Annotated in this window: 16 protein-coding genes and 1 pseudogene; 6 read left to right on the top strand and 11 right to left on the bottom strand. The window is 64.4% G+C overall.

Annotation, left to right across the window (positions count from 1 at the left end):
• Positions 1 to 88: 88 nt before the first annotated feature.
• From ACNPN0_RS12075 to ACNPN0_RS12055, 5 genes are all read left to right on the top strand, one after another.
• On the top strand, positions 89 to 1,537 hold the full coding sequence (locus ACNPN0_RS12075) for a four-carbon acid sugar kinase family protein (RefSeq protein WP_448937197.1): 1,449 nt from the start codon (positions 89 to 91) through the stop codon (positions 1,535 to 1,537).
• Positions 1,538 to 1,565: 28 nt separating this feature from the next.
• The gene (locus ACNPN0_RS12070; protein ID WP_448937198.1) at positions 1,566 to 2,459 is read left to right on the top strand and encodes an NAD(P)-dependent oxidoreductase; all 894 of its coding nucleotides are present in this window, start codon (positions 1,566 to 1,568) and stop codon (positions 2,457 to 2,459) included.
• Between the two features lie 58 nt (positions 2,460 to 2,517).
• The gene (locus ACNPN0_RS12065) at positions 2,518 to 3,897 is read left to right on the top strand and encodes a GntP family transporter (protein WP_448937199.1); all 1,380 of its coding nucleotides are present in this window, start codon (positions 2,518 to 2,520) and stop codon (positions 3,895 to 3,897) included.
• A 20-nt stretch (positions 3,898 to 3,917) separates the two neighbouring features.
• The gene (locus tag ACNPN0_RS12060) at positions 3,918 to 4,745 is read left to right on the top strand and encodes a class II fructose-bisphosphate aldolase (RefSeq protein WP_448937200.1); all 828 of its coding nucleotides are present in this window, start codon (positions 3,918 to 3,920) and stop codon (positions 4,743 to 4,745) included.
• A 65-nt stretch (positions 4,746 to 4,810) separates the two neighbouring features.
• A complete protein-coding gene (locus ACNPN0_RS12055) occupies positions 4,811 to 4,948 on the top strand; it encodes a hypothetical protein (protein WP_448937201.1) in 138 nt (45 codons plus the stop codon).
• A 536-nt stretch (positions 4,949 to 5,484) separates the two neighbouring features.
• On the opposite strand, the gene ACNPN0_RS12050 is transcribed toward ACNPN0_RS12055, so the two are convergent.
• The 10 genes and pseudogenes from ACNPN0_RS12050 to purU all read right to left on the bottom strand — a co-directional run bounded on the left by ACNPN0_RS12050 (position 5,485) and on the right by purU (position 16,125).
• Positions 5,485 to 6,933 carry a PepSY-associated TM helix domain-containing protein gene (locus ACNPN0_RS12050; RefSeq protein ID WP_448937202.1) on the bottom strand — a complete coding sequence of 483 codons (1,449 nt, stop codon included), beginning with the start codon at positions 6,931 to 6,933 and terminating at the stop codon, positions 5,485 to 5,487.
• 39 nt (positions 6,934 to 6,972) lie between these two features.
• Positions 6,973 to 8,175, bottom strand: coding sequence for a Dyp-type peroxidase (locus ACNPN0_RS12045; RefSeq protein WP_448937203.1), 1,203 nt, complete (start codon positions 8,173 to 8,175; stop codon positions 6,973 to 6,975).
• Positions 8,175 to 8,747, bottom strand: a complete 573-nt coding sequence (locus ACNPN0_RS12040; RefSeq protein WP_448937204.1) for a copper chaperone PCu(A)C — start codon at positions 8,745 to 8,747, stop codon at positions 8,175 to 8,177. Before ACNPN0_RS12040 ends, ACNPN0_RS12045 begins: the two co-directional genes overlap by 1 nt.
• 386 nt (positions 8,748 to 9,133) lie before the next feature.
• Entirely contained in the window at positions 9,134 to 10,042 is a 909-nt protein-coding gene (locus ACNPN0_RS12035) for a hypothetical protein (RefSeq protein ID WP_448937205.1), read from the bottom strand.
• A gap of 238 nt (positions 10,043 to 10,280) precedes the next feature.
• On the bottom strand, positions 10,281 to 11,504 hold the full coding sequence (locus ACNPN0_RS12030) for an amidohydrolase family protein (protein WP_448937206.1): 1,224 nt from the start codon (positions 11,502 to 11,504) through the stop codon (positions 10,281 to 10,283).
• Between the two features lie 148 nt (positions 11,505 to 11,652).
• A pseudogene (locus ACNPN0_RS12025) lies at positions 11,653 to 12,695 on the bottom strand (M14 family zinc carboxypeptidase).
• Between the two features lie 102 nt (positions 12,696 to 12,797).
• On the bottom strand, positions 12,798 to 13,292 hold the full coding sequence (locus tag ACNPN0_RS12020) for a hypothetical protein (protein ID WP_448937207.1): 495 nt from the start codon (positions 13,290 to 13,292) through the stop codon (positions 12,798 to 12,800).
• Complete coding sequence (locus tag ACNPN0_RS12015) at positions 13,285 to 14,832, bottom strand: sodium/proline symporter (protein WP_448937208.1); 1,548 nt, start codon at positions 14,830 to 14,832, stop codon at positions 13,285 to 13,287. The genes ACNPN0_RS12020 and ACNPN0_RS12015 overlap by 8 nt, the downstream gene beginning before the upstream one ends.
• Positions 14,829 to 14,957, bottom strand: coding sequence for a hypothetical protein (locus ACNPN0_RS12010; RefSeq protein WP_400341641.1), 129 nt, complete (start codon positions 14,955 to 14,957; stop codon positions 14,829 to 14,831). The genes ACNPN0_RS12015 and ACNPN0_RS12010 overlap by 4 nt, the downstream gene beginning before the upstream one ends.
• Positions 14,958 to 15,252: 295 nt before the next feature.
• Entirely contained in the window at positions 15,253 to 16,125 is an 873-nt protein-coding gene (purU, locus tag ACNPN0_RS12005; RefSeq protein ID WP_448937209.1) for a formyltetrahydrofolate deformylase, read from the bottom strand.
• Between the two features lie 450 nt (positions 16,126 to 16,575).
• Here purU and ACNPN0_RS12000 point away from each other — a divergent pair, with 450 nt between their 5' ends.
• The gene (locus tag ACNPN0_RS12000; RefSeq protein ID WP_448937210.1) at positions 16,576 to 17,244 is read left to right on the top strand and encodes a GntR family transcriptional regulator; all 669 of its coding nucleotides are present in this window, start codon (positions 16,576 to 16,578) and stop codon (positions 17,242 to 17,244) included.
• A 27-nt stretch (positions 17,245 to 17,271) separates the two neighbouring features.
• Here the strand turns inward: ACNPN0_RS12000 and ACNPN0_RS11995 are convergent, their stop codons facing one another.
• Positions 17,272 to 19,143 (bottom strand): BCCT family transporter, encoded by a 1,872-nt coding sequence (locus tag ACNPN0_RS11995; protein WP_105662331.1) that lies wholly within the window; start codon positions 19,141 to 19,143, stop codon positions 17,272 to 17,274.
• Between the last annotated feature and the right edge of the window lie 145 nt (positions 19,144 to 19,288).

Here is a 19,288-nt window from a genome sequence, read left to right as displayed (position 1 = left end):
ATCCATGTAACACTAATCGTCATGACAGATGTCTGACATCTTACCTATGATGCGCAGACGTTGCCCAATGACGAAGGAGTCCTTGACCATGCTTGAGTCCGAGTTGCTCGCCGGATACCTCCCGGAGCGCGAGATCGAGCCCGCGAAAATCGCCGAGGCCGCGCGCTCCACCGGCAGCGTGCTGGTGGTCCTGGATGACGACCCGACCGGAACCCAATCGGTCAGCAACCTTCCGGTGCTCACCCGCTGGGACGTCGAGGACTTCCGCTGGGCCTTCGACCTGCAGCTGGATGGCGAACGCCCGCTGGCCGTCTACGTGCTGACCAACACCCGCTCCTTGGATGCCGCCGACGCCGCGCTGCGCAATGAGCAGGTGGCCCGGGCCGCCCTGCAGGCAGCGGCGGAAACCGGCCTGTCGGTATCCTTTGTCAGCCGCAGCGACTCCACCTTGCGCGGGCATTTCCCGCTGGAAACCGACACCTTGGCCGCCACCGCGGCGGCCGTGGATCCGGATTCCTCGGTGGATGCCGTGCTGATGGTTCCTGCTTTCGGCGAAGCCGGGCGGATCACCGTGGCCGGCGAGCACTACATGCGCACCATCGATGGCCAGGTCGCCAAGGTCAGCCAGACGGAGTTCGCCAAAGACGCCACCTTCGGATTCAGCACCAGCTACCTGCCGGACTACGTCGCCGAGAAGACCGCCGGGCGCATCGCGGCCAAGGACGTGATGGTCCTGGACTTGGACACCATCCGTTCCGGCGCTTCCTCCATCGCCGGCCGCCTGGCCGAAGCTTCCAACGCGCAGGTGGCCACCGCGGATATCGTCACGGAAAACGACCTGCTGGCCTTGTCCGAAGGCCTGCAGCAGGCCGAAGCGGCCGGAACCCGCGTGCTGTGCCGCGTGGGCCCGCCCTTCGTGCGTGCCCGCATCGGCCAGCAGCAGCGCCAGCCATTGTCCGCCGAGGAGATCTACGCGGGCAACGGCGCCGAGCGGCGCACGGCCGGCGGGCTGATCGTGGTGGGCTCCCATGTGGGCGTGACCACCCGCCAGCTGGCCGACCTGACCGGCCGGCACTCGAATGCCACGGTGATCGAGCTGGACGTCCCGGAAATCCTCGCCGACGGCTCCGAGGCCTACCTCAAGGGCAAGGCCGCGCAGATCAGCGCCGCCCTGGCCACCCAGGATGTCATCGTGCACACCTCGCGCAAGCTGGTGAAAACCGATGACGCGGCGCAGTCGCTGGAGATCGCCCGCACCGTGAGCGCTGCGGTGGTTTCGGTCGTCAACCTGATCCTGCATGCCACTCCCCCGCGCTTCGTGATCGCCAAGGGCGGGATCACTTCCTCGGATGTCGCCGCCCATGGCCTGGAAATCCGCCATGCGATCGTGCGCGGGCCAATGCTCCCGGGCATTGTCTCGCTCTGGGAATCGGTGGACGGACCAGCCGCCGGAATCCCCTACATCGTCTTCGCCGGCAACGTGGGCGACGACAGCTCGCTGACCGCCGTCACCGCCAAGCTGAGCGCCACTTTCTAACCATCTTTACAATTTCCTGGAGATCCCAATGAGCACTACCAAAGTTGCAGTCCTCGGCCTGGGCGCCATGGGCCTGCCCATGGCAACCCGCCTGGCCACCGAGCTGGAAGTCAACGGATTCGACATCTCGGCCGAACGCATGGCCCTGGCCAGCCAGTCGGGCATCACTACCTTCGCTTCGGCCCGCGAAGCGGTCACCGGCGCTGATGCACTGCTGCTGGCAGTACGCAACGGCGAGCAGCTGGATGCCGTGCTCTTCGGCGAGCAGGGCGTGGCCGGGCAGCTGAAAACCGGCGCGGTGGTCATCCTGACCTCCACCGTTGGCCTAGAAGCAGTGCCCGCCACCGCCAAGCGCCTGGCCGAACTGGGCTTGGGCCTGGTGGACGCGCCGCTCTCCGGCGGCCCGGTGCGCGCCGGCGAAGGCGACCTGCTGATCGTGGTCGGCGCTGAGCCGGCGCAGCTGGAGAAGGTCCGCCCGGTGCTGGAGCTGCTGGCTTCCACCCTGAGCATCGTGGGCGACAAGCCCGGCGATGGCCAGGCCCTGAAGACGGTGAACCAGCTGCTGTGCGGCGTGCACATCGCCGCGGCCGCGGAGGCCCTGGCCCTGGCGGACAAGCTCGGCCTGGACCAGGCCACCACCCTGGAAGCGCTGCAGGCCGGCGCCGCGAACTCCTTCATGCTCGGCAACCGCGGCCCGCGCATGCTCGAGGCCTACTCCGAGGATGGCGCCGAAGTGCTCTCGCGCCTGGACATCTTCGTCAAGGACATGGGCATCGTGACCTCCGCGGCCCGCTCCCTGCACCTGTCCACCCCGGTGGCTTCGGCGGCCGAACAGCTCTACCTGCTGGGAGAAGCCCACGAGCTGGCCGCGGCCGACGATTCCGCAGTCATCAAGGTCGTAGCCCCGAAGGCTGCCCAGTAAAGTCATCAGCGCGCGGGTTCGACACCCGCGCACCGCGTCAAAGGAGACGACACAACCCATGAGCCCGCTAATGCTGCTACTGATCGCAGTGGCCGGAGTGGCCCTGCTGCTGCTCGGCGTCATCAAGTTCAAGATGCCCGCCTTCATCGTCCTGCTGCTGGTCAGCATGCTCGTGGCCCTGGCCGCGGGCATCCCCATCCAGGAGGTGGCCGGCCTGGTGACCACGGGCATGGGCGGCACGCTGGGCAGCGTGGCCGTGCTGGTGGGCCTGGGCGCGATGCTCGGCAAGGTCATCGAGATTTCCGGCGGAGCCCAGGTGCTTTCCACCCGCTTCACCGCGCTCTTCGGCCCGCGCCGGGTGATCGCCGCGCTGACCACCGCGGCCTTCCTGCTGGCCATTCCGGTGTTCTTCGACGTGGGCTTCATCGTCCTGGTGCCGATCATCTACGGCTTCGCCAAGGCCCTGGGCGTTCCGCCGGTGAAGATCGGCCTGCCGGTGGGCGCAATCATGCTGGCCATCCACGTAGTGGTTCCGCCGCATCCGGGTGTCGTCGGCGGCGCTGAGATCCTCGGCGCCGACATCGGCTGGGCCACCATCCTGGGCCTGGCGTTCTGCGCCCCGCTGGGCGTCTTGAGCTACTTCGTGGCCAAGCGCATCAACCGCCGCGAGATCCCGATGCTTCCCGAAACCGCCGAGCAGTTCGAATCCTTCGGCGCGTCCGGAGCCGGCACCACCCTGGCCAAGACCAAGGCCCCGACCTCGTCCATGGTCATTTCCATGATCCTGCTGCCGATCCTGATGATCATGCTCGGCACCGTGGGCGGTTCGCTGGTGCCCGCGGAATCAACTGCCGCGAATATCCTGGGCTTTGTCGGATCCCCTGCTGTCGCGCTGCTGGTCACCGTGCTGGCGGCCTACTACCTGCTGGGCGTGCGCAGCGGCTGGACCAGCGAGCAGACCGGCAAGGTCATGGACTCGGCCCTGGCCCCGGCGGCCATCGTGATCCTGGTGACCGGTGCCGGCGGCGTGTTCGGCAAGGTGCTCACCGAATCGGGCATCGGCACCGTGCTGGCGCAGTCGCTGTCCTCGGCAGGACTGCCGATCATCGTCATGGCCTTCATCCTGGCCGCCATCCTGCGCGCCTCGCAGGGTTCCGCCACGGTCGCGATCATCACCACCACCGGCCTGCTGGCCGCAGCGGTGGAAGCCGGCGGCTATTCCACCGTGCAGACCGCACTGGTCCTGGCAGCGGTAGGCTTCGGCGCCTTCGGCCTGAGCCACGTGAACGACTCGGGCTTCTGGATTGTCACCCGCTTCCTGGGCCTGTCCGTGGCCGAGGGCCTGCGCACCTGGACCGTGCTGACCACGGTGCTGGGCGTGGCCGGATTCGCGCTCACCGCCATCACCTACGCCATCATCACCGCTGCAGGAGTGTAATCATCCCGATGCTCACCCCCATGAACCAGATGGTCGCCCAGGCCATTGCCGCAGGGCACGCCGTCCCGGCTTTCACCTGCTACGACTTCACCACCGCGCTGGCCGTGGTCGCCGAGGCCGAAGCCCAGGACCGCGCGGTCATCCTGAACGTCGCGCCGAAGGCCGCCGGGTCCACCGCGGGCCTGCGGCTGATCTCGGCCCTGCGCACCCTGGGCGAGCAGGCCAACGTGCCGGTGGCGATCCAGCTGGACCATGCCAGCGACGCGCAGCTGATCGCCCGCGCCGTGCAGGCCGGCGCCACCGCGGTGCTGGCCGACGGCTCGGCCGGGACGCTGGAGGAGAATACCGCCTTCGTCCAGCAGGTGCGTTCGCTGATCGGTCCGGACGTGGTGCTGGAAGCCGAGCTGGGCGCGCTTCCCGGCAATGAGGACAAGGCCTTCGAGCAGAGCGCCTCCCAGCTGACCGATCCGGCGCAGGCGGCCCGGTTCGTCCAGGACAGCGGCGCGCAGCTGCTGGCCGTGGCCATTGGCAATGTCCACGGCCGCTACAAGGGCGAACCGAAGATCCACTGGGATGTGCTGGAAGCCATCCACGCCGAATCACCGGTGCCGCTGGTGCTGCACGGGGCGTCGGGCATCGCGCCCGCGGACCTCTCGCGCTCCATTTCCTTCGGGGTGGGCAAGGTCAATTTGAACACCGAGCTGCGCACGGCGACCCTGGCCGCGCTGGCCGGGCAGCTGGATGCCCGCCGCGCCGATGGGCAGAACATCCTGGGCCTGCTCGGCGACTGGGAGCGCGCGGTCACCGAGGTCGCTTCGGCGACGTTTGCCGCGCTGCGCGCCACCTAGCTTGCTGCCGTCGGCTCATCCGGTGGCGGCGTGCCGTCACGATCCTCGCGCAGAAGGCGCTGGCCTTGACTGGATCCCCCGCCATGCATAATGTCAGCGTCAGCCAGGATTACCTGGTCGATATCTTTGTCGCCAACAGCAGCCAGCTGCAGACCGAGATCGTCGCCAAGCGGCCGTCTCGGCCACAGGTGGCTCACTGTTGAAGTGAGCTGATCCTCGGTGAGCTCTGGGCAGCTTCGCTGCACCCGCGCTAGCGCTAACTCGCAATCAGGTGAGTTCCCCCGAACGAATATGCCGCGGCGGCCCCTTCGTCTGTCCCCGAGCGCTTTTGCAGCATTCGCTTGGAATGTGTTGCCTGCGCAGTGATGGAAAAATTGCAATCCTTAGTGGACATCGTAATTTTCATTCGCGATTTCGGACAAAACCGTAGCGCGACTGCTCGCTTTCCTCTCCCCACAAGACAATTCCACTGCTCCTGGCATGCCTGTCCCGGTGGCCAGATCCTTGGAACCCCTCAAGCCGAGGCCCATGAGGTGCTTGACCTGCCGAATTGCGGCCGGCCCTTCATCGTCCCTTCCGAACTCGCCGCTGTCACGAAGCCAGCTTCGTGATCCGGCTTCGCAAATGGCCTCCCTGGGCGCGCACTTTACGGTGCATCAAAATCGTTCAGTTAAGGAGGGGCAGTGATCCGCGTGCAACGCACACAGAACACTGCCCAAACACCACTGAGGCCAGCTTGCTACTCTGTGGCCGGGCGTTGGCTCCCAACTCCATGAGTCCAGCCAATGACCAAGTCTGCGAGCAGGAACAAGGCCAGGCTGATCCCCATCAGGGGCAGGAAGACGCCGACGGCAGCTGCAGCCAGCAAGACCAGCAGGTTGCCCCACCACGGGGCGCGGGCTAGGCCGCCACGTGCAGGTGCTTTGCCCATGCGTTGTCCCGGGTTCTTCGTTGGGCGGCGCTTCCACCACATCGCATAGCCCAGCACCACCATGGAGGCGATGGCAGAGGCCACCAGGAACAGCAGGATCTGGTTGGGCAGTCCGAACATGGAGCCCATATGGATGTCGATTCCCCATCGCGAGAGTTTCGCTGCGAGGTTGAACTCGCTGAAATCAACTCGGTCAACGACGTCCAGTGTTTGCCCATTGATGGAGACAGCGTCGACTTCGGTCGGGTAGGACCGCTGGATCTCTTGGACCACCCACGCCTTGCCGTCAGCGGCTGGCGGCTTGATCTCAACCAGTCCCGTATTGACGTTGACTTCCTTGGCGATCGAGAGCATGGTGTCGAATGCCGCCGGGTTCACCGATTCGCCGGTTGGCGCGGGCGCTGTCCCGTGGTGGTGGGCGTGTTCATCACCTGTGCTGCTCTCCGCGGCAGACAGTCCAGTGTCCACCGAGGGGGTGCCCCAGTTCAGCGCGGCGCGCAGCTCACTGACGTTGGCGCCACCGTAGGTCGACCAGGTGATGCCGGTGGCGGAGAGGAAGAATGCGCCGAGCAAGACCCAGATCCCAAGCGATCCATGCCAGCTGGCCAGGCGCCGGTAGCCCGTTGCCTTGGCAGCGGGGCGGATGAGGTCTTTTTTGCGCTTGGATTTCCTGATGCGCAGAATCCACAAGGCAAGTCCTGCCAGGGCGATCACTCCCAGCCAGGAGGCTGCCAGTTCGCTATACATGCGCCCTGGCTCGCCGAGCTGCAGGTTGCGGTGCAACTGGTCGATCCACGTTCGCAGGGGCAGCACTCCGCTGGTTCCGTAGGCGGTCAAGTCACCGCGGATTTCAGCGGTGGCCGGGTCGATGAAAATAGCCCTGGTTTCGCTGGCTCCCAGGTTCTCATCCTCATACATCACCCTAGTGGTATCACCGGGGTGTGGTGCCGGTCGAACCGCCACCAGTGCATCACCGCTGCCCATGTAGGTGTTAGCCACCTCTACTTGATCGGCGAGCGGCAAATAGGAGTCGGCTAGCGGCGCGCGCAACTGATCGGCATAGACAGCCTGTTCGATTTGCGGAGTAATTGCATATAAGGCGCCGCTCACGGCGGCGACAAGGATAAACGGGCCGATGAAGATTCCCGCATAGAAGTGCAGCCGTAGCAGCAGCTGGCCGAACCATCCTTTTCTGTTGGGTTTCGAAGTCCCGGTCGGCGGCTGGGATTCGGGGGACGTGGTTTCCAGAAGAGTCATGAGGGATCCTTGGGGGCAAAGTAGGACAAGTATCGGCGGCTAAGCTGCGAAGAGAGTTTCACCGATGAACCCTCCTTCAGCGCAGCCCTTCGGAATCAGGAAGACGGCCGAGCCGATGGGAGTCGTCCACTGGTTCAACGCATCGAGGTCCGATAGCCGTTGCTGCATCGGGGTGTATTGTTCGGCCACGCTCTTTTGGTAGGACACGAAGATCAGCCCGGAGTTGGAGATCTCGTTCCCGGTAGGTGGCTCGTCGTAGTTGTATCCGCGCCGGAAGATCCGCTCGTTCGTGTTCTCGGAACGGGCTCTGCGGATGTGCGCGTGTGCGGCGATGACCGTGAATCCCAGAGCGTTGGTCGCTTCGAAATCCGGCTCATCGTGTTCCTTGCTTCCAGTGGTCGGTGCCCCGTTGCCCAGGGTCCGCCCGACACTGAATTCCCGGCCAGAACGGTCCAGCTCATCCCAGGTATCAACATTCATTCGGATGCGCCGGATGACCATCGTGGTGCTCCCATCCGCGTTCCACACCACAGAGTTGAAATCCTCCGAACCTGGAACGGGATTCACGGTCCCGTCGACTTGTCCGAACAAATTCCGCATCGTGGTGCCGCTGGCTTCGGATCCCCGGGACCGGCGGAACCCGGATTGCACCCATTTCACCGAGGCAAACCGGCGGGCATCCTTGAGCATCATCCTCTGGGCATGCGCAACGGACAATGGATCATCCGAGGCGATATGCAGCAGCAGATCCCCATCGTTCCAGCGCTCTTCGAGCTCGTCGATCTTGAACTCCGGCAGCGGCTGGCTTTCGCCGGCCGATGAGCCGGCGAGTTCCATGAGCTTCGGACCGAATCCGAAGGTCACGGTGAGCCGTGCGGGAACAGTGCCCAGTTCCGGTTCGGTGTCTGCCAAGGCCGCCTGGCCTTGGGTGAGCCTTGCCGCGTCATCGCTGAGCAGACGGAGCAGTCGTTGCAGGGACTCGTGGTCAAGGCCATCACGCAAGTCCAACGCGACGTAGCTGGCGTGGGCTTGTGGCTCCGTGGTGATTCCTGCCTGGTGTGCGCCGTAGAACGGAATCACGGCTTGTCCGTGCAGCGGCTCCGAGCCGCCGGCCGGCGCCGCTGCACTGGACAGGGAGTCGATCCCCAGAGCTGCGATTGCTCCCAGTCCGACTGCGGCGCCGCCGAACAGAATTCCTCGCCTGCTTGGGCCTTGTTTGGCGGGTGCATCTACGTGTGGCATTAGTGATCGTGGGCGCTTTCGGATTCGGAGTCGTCCTTGTCCATCTCGCCATGATCCATGCCCTCGTGCTCGGAGCCGTCATAGTTTTCATTCGCGCCGGCGAAATCCTTCACCGGGGCGGTGATCTCGGAGCTGGTACCATCGGAGAATTCCAGGCTCATGTTCACGACGCTGCCGGGCTTGAGCGGTTCGGCGAGGTCCATGAGCATGATGTGGCTTCCCCCTGGTTCAAGATGCAGTTCGCCGTGGGCGGGAATGGTGAATCCGCCAGTTTTTTCGCGCATCACCATGGCCCCGGATTCGTTGGGTACCGTTTCGTGCAGTTCCAGATCGCTGGAGGCCGGGCTCGTGACCGAGGTGATGGTGATGTCCTGGCCTCCGGTATTTTGAATCGTGCCGAATCCCGCCGACATCCCCTCATCGATAGCCTTCACCCATGGATCTTTCATGGTGACAGAGGCGCCAGCCGGAGCCGGGTTGCTGTTGGCAGCAGGGGTGCCGGCACAACCTGCTAAGGCGATCAATGCGGCTGCGGATAGGGCGGTGGTGCGCAGGGCAAAAGAGGTTTTCACTGTTAATCCTAGGAAAATGAGAGAAGCACGAATAGCGCGCTCTGAATTATTGCTGCTGTGGTGCCCGCAACCACCGAGGCATGGTGCCGGTGGGCAGGACGCATGGTGCTGGGCACAGCAGAGGAGAAAATAGCCCTGATCGGATAGGGCTTGCGAAGCTGGGTCGGTTGGCCGCTGAAGTTCTAGCCGGAGCGCGCAATGGAGTCCGGACAGGCAATGCCTATAGAAAGAACTCAGAAAGATAGGTTCACCGGCATGCTTTCAGGCAAGCCAGTGCGCACGAGCATAGAAACTTGTCCCGGGATGGGGCATGTCAGGGTCCGATTCCGGGGCCTTTGAAAGCAGGAGCGGACAAGCCGCAGGCCTAATGGACTGCAACTGGTGCCTTACACCTTAGCCAGTGCGGGTGGGCCTCTGCGAACGACAGACGTTGCATACACAGCCACTGTGCAGCCAGGGATGTCGCGCGGTTCGGCAGGAACTGGTTGCGGTCGCACTGGTTGAATGGCGAAGTTGACCAGTCGCCAGAAGAGTTTCCAGGTGAACAGGCTAATGATGTCTGAAGCGGCGATGAGTAGCTGCTCGCTGCGGTGAAGCACCAGAACTGTTGCGAACCCAGCAAGGAAGTGAGCCAGCAGCATGGTGCCATCGCTGTGAATTGCCATGGTGGTACTTGCCGAGCCGGTCGCATCGACCGCCAGGGACATCCCATGATGCGCGTGGATGCCTTGCCCTGCGGATGAAAGAGCGGAATGCCCGGCTCCCATGGAGAACAGGAGATGGAAAAGCACCTGGCTGAACCCCACCATCATGGACAACCGCCAGAAGGTGAACCGCTTGCTGCTGAGCAAGATGCAGACCATGAGCGACAGAGACAGCGGGAGCGCGACGTTCAGGATGCCCGGTATGGCTCCGCCCGCAAGCACGTGGGAAGCCAGAGAAACAAACGTCGCGAAGAACGCGGCGGCGGTGCCTCTGAGAGCACGTGACGAGCGGGAGGATTTTTGCACACCACCAGTATTACAGATCGGTGACTGTATTTCGACAACGTGTAAAACTGAAGGCGGGAACGTTTGGCCATTCAATGCCGGGCAGTTACGTGGATCACCTCGGATTTCATCGTGCTTTCCACCGGGGAATTGGATAGCGGGCCCAATCTGCACACCGGAAAGCAAGATCCGCGCAGCACCATGGCCCTGAGGAATGCCCACGCCGCTCCCCGCTGCGTGCGCCAATCGGCGGTGGACATTGGCAAGGTAGCCCTGCGTCGCTGGGTTCTCCCTGTCCAGATCCATGCCGGAGGCCTCAGGGCGAACTCGCCGCTGACAAGCTCACCGGGACCAAAGTTCGGAAGAGAATTGGGAGCGGCTCGAGATCCCGGCCAGGCTGCAGCGCAGCCAATTCCGCGACTTATCGAAGCACGCCGTGGACTCTCTGGTGGGTGCCGCAATCTTGAATGCACGGGTGCACTGCTGGAATGCAACTACGCGGTTGAGTTCCGCCGACAAGTTCCACGCGAACACCTGCTCGATCTCAGTAGGGCTCGCTTACGGACAGCACCTTCAATCCCTCGGCCACCACGCGCCCGTCGTGGATGACCGTGCGGTCGGTGCCCCGGTCCATCACGGTGGAGGCAATGCTCTGGCCATCCACCAGCACCAGGTCGGCCCGGTCTCCCACGGCCACCCCCGGGCGGTCGGCCACCGAAGCCAGGCGCGGCACCGTGCGGTCCATGATCGAGGCACCGCCCATGGTGGCCACGGCCAGCGCATGCCCGATCAGTTCGTCCTGGCGGAAGCCGTTGACGAAAGCCAGCTGCCAGGTCCGGTCCAGCAGATCGCAGTTCCCGTAGGGGCTCCAATAGTCGCGCTGCCCGTCCTCCCCCAAGCCGAAGCGCACCCCGGCTCCAACCAGGTCCACCAGCGGCAGATGATTGGAGGTGCTGGGCGCAACGGAAGTCAGCGAGATGTCCAGCTCGGCGAAGGTGTCGATCAGCCGGCGGCTGGCAGCCTCGCTGACACTGCCCAGCTCGTAGGCATGGGACAGGTTGACCCTGCCCTGCATGCCCAGCGCCCGGGTGCGTTCGGCAATCAGCTCTGCCGAGAAGACGGCGAGCGCACCGGGCTCGTGCAGGTGCACGTCGATATCCACCTGGTATTTATCGGCCAGCCCGAACACCACGTCGAGGTGGCGGACCGGGTCGCGGTCCAGTGCGCAGGGGTCGATGCCGCCCATGGCATCCGCACCGGCTTCCAAAGCGTCCTCGAGATGCTTCACGGTACCCGGCTCGCGCAGGATCCCGGCCTGCGGGAAGACCATGATCTGCACCTCGGCCTCGTTGGCGAACTTCTTTTTCGCGGCCACCACGGCCTCGTATTTCTCCAGCTTGGAATCCACATCCACCTGGGCGAAGGAACGCACCCGCGTGGTGCCGCGGGCAATCATCCGTTCCAGGGTTCCGGCCACGCGCTCGGGCAAGCCGATTTCGGCATCCCGCCAGTTCTCCCGGTCGTTGCTCATCATGCCCCACACCCCCGGGCGTCCAGTGTGCTCGCGGAAAGGCAGTCCGATGCGCGTGGAATCCAGGTGCACATGCACGTCGGAGAAGGAAGGAAGAAGGATGCGCCCGCGGCCATCGACGTCCGCCAGGTTGCGCACCTGCTGCGGGTCGTGCGCGGAGATCGCTGAAATCTTGCCGTCGCCAATCAGGATGTCGCTGGGCGGACCGCCCCAAGGGCGGGCATTGCGGATGAGCATGGGTCAGCTTCCTTGCCGGTATGGACAGTGCTAGTAGAAACGTACCGTATGCGCCCCTAGGGCCGGCAGCGCTTCGGGCCGAGCGCGGTTCTCCTGCTCCAGGCAGGACAATGGCGGGCCCTTGCGGGCCCGCCATCAACTGGAGCGGCTATTCGTCGGCTTCTTCTCCGGGCAAGGTCGACTGCTCCGGCAGGCTGTCCCAGAACGAGGTGTCCATGGTTTCCACGGAGCCATCGGCTACCGCCTTGATGGTGCTCTCCAAGGTGAGGATGGTCTGCTGGCGCAAGTAGCCATTGGATTTCTGTCCCAGGACATAATCCGGGTTGCTGTGGTCGCTCATGCCGCGCATTTCGAAGAGCAGGGTGGAAATGCCGTATTCGGCCGCGATGCCATTGCGCGCAATGGTGTTGGCGGTCCCGCCCACGTACTTGCCCAAGTGGCCCCAGCCGGTCCGGTCGACATTCTGGTAGACCACTGCGCCCAGGCGCTTGGAACCCTCCCGGACTTCCTCAGGCACGTCCGGGGTCGTCGGGTAGAGGATCGAGCCGGACACCAGCTTGCCATCCACTGCCGAGCGGGTGCCCTGATGGTGCAAATCGATCATGTAGTCGATGCCGTAGGCGGAGAGCACGTTGTTGTGCAGCGCCTGGATTTCCGGCTGCGTCTTGGCCACGTGGTCCCGGTTGATGTCCACGTTGTTGGCGTTGTAGCGGGTCAGGTGCCGGTCCCCCGAGGCGATGTAGTCATCGAGCGGGAAGTCCACATCGCCCATGGCGCCATCCGGGTTCAGCATCGGCACCACCAGGATGTTGACGTCCGCGAGCACCTCCTTCATCCGCCCCGAGCCCAGGTGCTTGATGACTTCCAGGGTCCCCTCGGTGGTCAGCTGCTCGTTGCCGTGCTGCTGGGTGAGGACATGATCGTGGGATTTTCCGGGTTAGAAAGGTACTTGGCCAGGAACAGATCGCGTCCCTTGGCCGATTGGCCGATGACTTCCAGTTCCATCGCCGATTGCTTGGCATCCTGCTTGCGCAGTTCGGCGGCCATCGATTCGTGCGTATGCAGGATCGAGGTGTTGATGGTTTCATTTCCGGTGTAGTCCGGCCCGTTGCCTACAGCGTTGGCCGGGACCAGCCCCAAGCCGAGGAACAGTGCCGAGCCGGCAACGATGCAGGAGCCCTTCTTCAGCATCCGGGCGGGGAACTGCTTTGGCATATTCTTCATTGAATCTCCGATGTCTTCCTGTGATGGGTTGGATCTTGGTCATTGCGCCGTCCTCCGGCGTTTCCGGTCTCAGCTGCCGATGAAGAAGTAGCCGCCGTTCAGTCCATCCACCATGACGCGGTAGGACTTTTTCTCCAGGCTCGCTTCGATCACCCAGTTGGGTTTCCAGATCTTGGCGACACTGCTCTTTTCGCGGATCCCGCCGCGCCAGGCCAGCCGGGCCCGGCGCAGCGCCGCGGTGGACAGCAGGGCCTTGGCCCGCCGGCGTGCAGTGTCGAAATCAATGGTGTTCCACTGCGGGTCAGCTACCCGGTCCAGCACTTGGCCGGTTTCCGCATCTTCGGCTTGCCACGGATCGCAGACGAAAGCCTTGCCCGAGTAGTAGTCCACCAAGGCGTGCGCCTGCCCGGTCCGTCCGGCCAGCTGCGGAACCTCGAAGATGAACCCCGCAAAGGGATGGTGGCGCAGCTTGGCCGACTCGACTCTCAGCCCTGGCGCCTTGGCGGCAAGAATGCGCTGCGCGTCCTGGTCATCAACCAAGGTTTTCAGCACCAGCTCATTCATCGCGGGCCGCCATTTCCGCCTGGCTGGCCAGCAGGGAGTCCTGGCCCATGAGCATCTTCTTCGGGATTGGGCCGATCTTCGCGGTCTCGTCCAGGGCCCGGCCAATATGCTCCGGCACGGGATGCGACTTCTGGCTGGCCAGGCTGCCGATGACCATGGCCGCGGTGGAGGCCAGGATGCCGGTGACCATCGGATCGATGCCGGTGGCATCCGGAGCCCCGGACACCTGCCAGAGCACCGAGACCAGGGTGCCGGCAAGCATCGAGGAGATCGCGCCAACGGTATTGGCCTTCTTCCACCACACCGCGCAGATATAGGAAGGGACGAAGGCGCTGCCCAGCACGGTCGTTGAGAAGATCACCACGGCGGCCACCGCTGGCGGCTCGAATGCCGCGATGGCGAAGCCGATGATGGCCAGGGCCAGCACGGTGATCCGCGAGACCCAGACCATCTGCGCATCGCTCATCTTCTTGTTGATGAACCGGGCGTAGATGTCCTGGCTGGCGATGGTGCCGGCCTGCAGCAGCAGGGCATCGGCGGTGGACATGATGGCTGCCATGATCGCTGCCATGACGATGCCCACGGCGAAAGTCGGCAGTACCGCGTCGGCGACCTCGAAGATCGCGGTTTCCGGGTTGGCCAGATTAGGCAGCAGGATCAGCGCGAACAAGCCCACCAGGTAGGGGCCGGGGATGAACAGCAGGTTGAAGGCCAGCGAGTAGGCTCCGGCGGTGCGTGCCACCGAAGGCTTCTTCATGGCCATGTGGCTGACCACCACGTGCGGCCATCCCATGTAGCCGATGGAGAAGACCAGCAAGGCACCGATGATGACGCCCCATTGGCCCTGGTAGCCCAGGTCCGCTCCCCACATGGTCAGCAGGTTGGGGTTGATGGCGCCCACGGCCTCGTTGCCCTTGGTGAACCCGCCGATGGCGATCAGCGTGGCAACCAGGATCCAGACCATGCCCACCACCATGATGATCGCCTGCACGAAGTCGGTGTAGGCCACCGCGAGGTAGCCGCCCAGGAAGGTATAGAGGACAATCACTCCGATGGCGATCGCCAGGGCCACCGGGAAGGAGACCCCGGTGACCATTTCCAGTCCGCGGCCGCCGGCGATGAACTGGGCCAGCACGTAGAAGAACATGCAGAACAGCGCCACGGGGGCGGCGATGAGACGGATCCACTTCGAGGGGTAGCGGTGCTCCAGGTATTCGATGGAGGTGATGGAGCCCAGGATCTGGGAGATCTTGCGCATGCGCCGGCCCAGGACCGAGAGGTTCAGGATGCCGCCGCCCAGGTCGCCCAGCGCGTACCACATGCTGAAATAGCCCTGGGTGTAGCCCATGGATCCGGCACCCATGAACATGTAGCCGGACATGGATGAGCTTTGCAGGCGAAGCGCGGTGACGCCGGGGCCGAGGCTGCGCCCGCCGAGCAGGAATCCCTCGGCATCTTGCTTGCCGCGCTTGAGCGCCCAGAAGCCGATGCCGGCCATGGCGATGAAATAGATGATCAGGAACAGGATCTCGATATTCACTGCTGCTCCTGCGCATCTTCGCGCTTCCAGCCGCGGCTGAGCCACAGGAAAACACCTGTATAGATCACCCAGAGGGCCGGAACCCCGATGATGACCATGGTCGTGAACGCCGGTAGTCCAAACATCGACACATTCCTTCTGGGAGCCGCTGGTTCTGATTTCATGAGCTGGGTCACAAGCACCCGCTTGATCCATAGCCTTGCATAGCCCCAGTAGCCAAGACAAGGATAATTCCTAGGTTAACTTGGGAAAACTTCCGCGCCCCTGCATTCGACCGCACGACCATCCCCGCCTCGGCGCCTCCGGTCAGGCGCCCCCGGTCCCAAATGGCGGGCAACAGCAAAGGCCCCGGCCGGGTTCGGCGGGCATCGTCATATGATGTCCATCGAATCCCCGCCGGGGCCTGTGGCCCGGAGGGTGCTAGCGCAGCACCACGGTGCGCGAGCCACTGAGGAAGACCCGGTCTTCGCAGTGCCAGCGCACCGCATCGGACAAGGCTTTGCACTCGGTATCGCGTCCGGCGGCCACCAGGTGCTCGGGCGCGTAGCTGTGGTCCACTTCCTGGACGCGCTGGGTGATGATCGGCCCCTCGTCCAGTTCCGAATTCACGTAGTGCGCCGTGGCGCCCACGGTCTTCACCCCGCGCTCGAAGGCCTGGTGGTAGGGCTTGGCCCCCTTGAAGGAGGGCAGGAACGAATGGTGGATGTTGATGGCCCGGCCGGTGAGCTTGCGGGTGAGGTCATCGGAGAGCACCTGCATATAGCGGGCCAGCACCACCAGATCCACCTCGAAGCGCTCCACCAGGTCCATCAGCTTGGACTCGGCCTCGGGCTTGGTCTCAGGGGTAACAGGAATGTGGAAGAACGGGATCCCGTTCCACTCGACCTGCTGCCGGTGGTCCGGGTGGTTGGAGACGACGGCCGCGATCTCCACCGGCAGCTCCCCCATCCGGGCGCGGAACAGCAGATCGTGCAGGCAGTGGCCGAACTTGGAGACCATCACCACCACGCGCTTCTTGTTTCCAGCCGGGCGCAAACCCCAGGTGGCCTGGTGCTCATCGGCGAGCTGGCCGAGGCCCGCTTCGAGCTCCGCGATCTCGGCGGGGATATCCTCCGCCGCGGCGACCTCGAATTCGATGCGCATGAAGAGCGTCCCGGAAAGCTGGTCGTCATGCTGCTTGAGCTCCCGGATGTCGCCATGGTGCTTGAGCAGCAACCCGGTGACCGCATGCACGATGCCCGGGCGCTCGGCGCAGGTGAGGGTCAGGACATACTTGTTGTTCGGTTCGGTCATCGTGCCGCTCCTTGGTTTCGCCGAGATGGCATTAGCTTCGCCATGGCTCGTAGTGGTTTTTCGGGGAATTTTCATGCGGTTGCACCTGGCTTCCGCGCAGTGCTCTGCGCCGCGGATTCAAAGCCGTCCGGCCTGGGTTTTCCCAGCGGAACTGCGCGCTGCCCCTGCCTTCGGAAGCAGCTGCGGGCAGTCCCGCCAACCTCTGGCCGGATACTGATATATCAATTGATGATCACAATACTATGTGTGCTTCAGCACAGCGTCAACAACTTTTCCGGCGGTTCTTCCTGGCGCCTTTCCCAGCGCCCCCAGTACAGTTTTCCGCTCTGCCGTTTGCCGGCAAGCCAAGGGCTGTTGAGCGCATCGGCGCAGGAAAAGCGCCTAAATCGAAGCCGGGGCGATACTCTTTGTGTGTCGGCAATTGATTTTTGAACAGTGATAGAGAGCGATATGCCAAGGCCCAACGAACTGACCAGCGTCGCCACCGAGCAAGGCTCGATGGCTGATCGAGCCTACAACGCATTGCGCGACCGGCTGGTGCTGCTCGAAATCGCTCCGACGCACCCGATCCACGAGCCTCAGCTGGCCGAGGAACTGGGCATTGGGCGCACCCCGATGCGCGAGGCTCTCAAGCGGCTGGAGACCGACCATCTGGTGGTGTCCTATCCGCGCCGCGGCACCTTCGCCACGGCCGTGGATTTCCACGAGCTGAACTACATCTCCGAAATGCGCCAGGTGCTCGAGCCGCTGGCCGCGCGCAACGCGGCCGCGAACAAGGACCCGCAGATCCGCGAGCAGCTGGCCGGCTACCTGCAGCAGATCGATGCCCTGGATCCCGCCCTGGACCAGCGTTCGCTGCTGCTGCTGGATGTGCGCATCCACCGGCTCATCTACAAAGCGGCGGCCAACAAGTACCTGGAGGAAACCCTGGTGCGCCTGGATAATCTGGTGACCCGGATCTGGTGCCTGGTCATCGACCAGATGCCTCCGATCGCAGAGCACATTTCCGAGCATTCGGCCCTGCTGCGCGCCATCCTCGACGGCGACGCGCAGCTGGCAGCGCGGCTGGTCTCCGAGCATGTGGCCCACTTCGAGCAGGCCCTGCGCCGCGCCCCCTAGCTGGATGCCGGGGACGCGAACCGGCCGCTAGCGGCCGGCGCCCTCGGGTTCCAGATCAGTTTCGGGCCGCGGCTGCGGTTCGCGCACCGGGGCTTCCAGCTCCTGGGCCACCGGCTCCGGCCGGTCTCCAGCCGGCAGGCCCGACGCGGCCACAATGGAGTTCTCCCTGGTCATCAGGCTGAACTGCTCGCCTTCGTGGCGGTCGATTCCGTCATCCACCGCCTGCTCCAGCACCTCCATCGCCACCTTGCCGCGCAGCACCAGCGGATCACGGCACAGGTCCTTCCACAGCGCCACGCACAGCAGCAGCATCACCAGCACGAAGGGCAGCGCCGAGACGATGGTGATGTTCTTCAGCCCGTTCAGGGCCGCCGCCGGATGGTCCCCGCCGGCCAGCAGCATGACCGCGGCCACCGCTCCCACCGAGACGCCCCAGAAGACCACCGACTTCTTCGAGGGCTCCTGCGCGCCGCGTTCGCTGAGCGCGCCCATCACGATCGAGGCGGAGTCCGCCCCGGTGACGAAGAAGATGGCAATCAGCACCACGGCCAGAGCCATCAGCGCAATGGAGAACCATTCGGGGAATGGCAGTGCGCCCAGCAGCTCGAAGAGCACCGAGTTGAAGTCGATGTCCGGGGCCCCGTCCACCATCTGGGCCAGCGCCTGGCCCATATCCCCGTTGCGCTCGGCCCGCTCCTGCAGGCCGATGGCGCCGCCGCCGAAGATGGCGAACCAGAACAGCGTGACGGTGGAAGGTACCAGCAGCACCCCGGTGACGAACTGGCGGATGCTGCGCCCGCGCGAGATCCGCGCGATGAACAGGCCCACGAACGGGGTCCAGGAAACCCACCAGGCCCAGTAGAAGATGGTCCAGGAGGAAAGCCAGGCGGCCATGTCGCCGTCCCCGGAAGCCGCGGTCCGCGAGGCCATTTCCGGCAGATCCGCGATGAAGGAGCCCACCGCATTGGGGATCACGTTCAGGATGAACAGCGTCGGCCCGCCGATGAATACGATCAGCGCCAGGATCACCGCCAGCACCATGTTGATATTGGAGAGCCACTGGATGCCGCGCTCGATTCCGGAGACGGCCGAGGCCACGAACAAAGCGGTGAGCACCGCAATGATCAGCACCAGGACCCCGGAACCCACCGAGGACAGCAGCCCGGCGGACTGGATGCCGCCGCCGATCTGCAGCGCGCCGAGCCCCAGCGAGCAGGCCGAGCCGAAGAGCGTGGCCAAGATGGCCAGGATGTTGATCGTCTTCCCGCCCCAGCCGTGGACGACCCTTTCGCCGAAGATCGAGGTGAACATCGAGGAGAACAGCTGCGGGCGGCCCAGCCGGAAGCTGCCGTAGGCCATGCCCAGCCCGACAATCGCGTACATGGCCCAGGGGAACAGCGTCCAGTGGAACATGGTGGTGCCCATGGCCGTGCCCACCGCGGCCGAGGTCTGCCCGCCCACGGTTTCCGGCGGCGGGGACATGTAGAAGTACAGCGGTTCGCCCACCCCGTAGAAGACCAGCCCGATGCCCATGCCGGTGGCGAACATCATCGAGATCCAGGAAACCGTGCTGAACTGCGGCTTCTCCCCGTCCTTGCCCAGCGGGATGCGCCCGAAGCTCTTGGCCGCGACCACCAGCACGAACAGGGTGAAAACGGTCGCGGCGATCACGAAGACCCAGCCGGTGTTCGTAATCACCCAGTCGAGGGCCTTCCCGGCCGCGGAGCCCAGCCCTTCGGGCGAAGCGAAGCCCCAGGCGATGAACGCCAGGGCGAGGAGTCCGGCAATGCCGAAGACCCAGTAGTCGGTGCCGGAGGACAGGTATCTTCTGGGCCGGCGCCGGCGAGCCGAGTGCAGCTCGCTGACCAGGTCGTTCACGGGTTGCTCAGTGCGTTTCATTTCGGTTTCCTTCAATAAAGGCAATAGGTGGCGGGCCGGCAGGGGAATGCGGGCGCGCCGAATCAGCCGGGGTCCCGGGGTTGCTCGTGAGTGGTGGCCGGGGCCGGCAAATCGGCCGGGCTCAAGAGCCGGCCGGAAGTGCGCC

The sequence above is a fragment of the Glutamicibacter sp. AGC84 genome (assembly GCF_053543575.1).
Note: the sequence above shows the minus strand (reverse complement) of the source record. Positions and strands in the feature narration are given on the sequence as shown.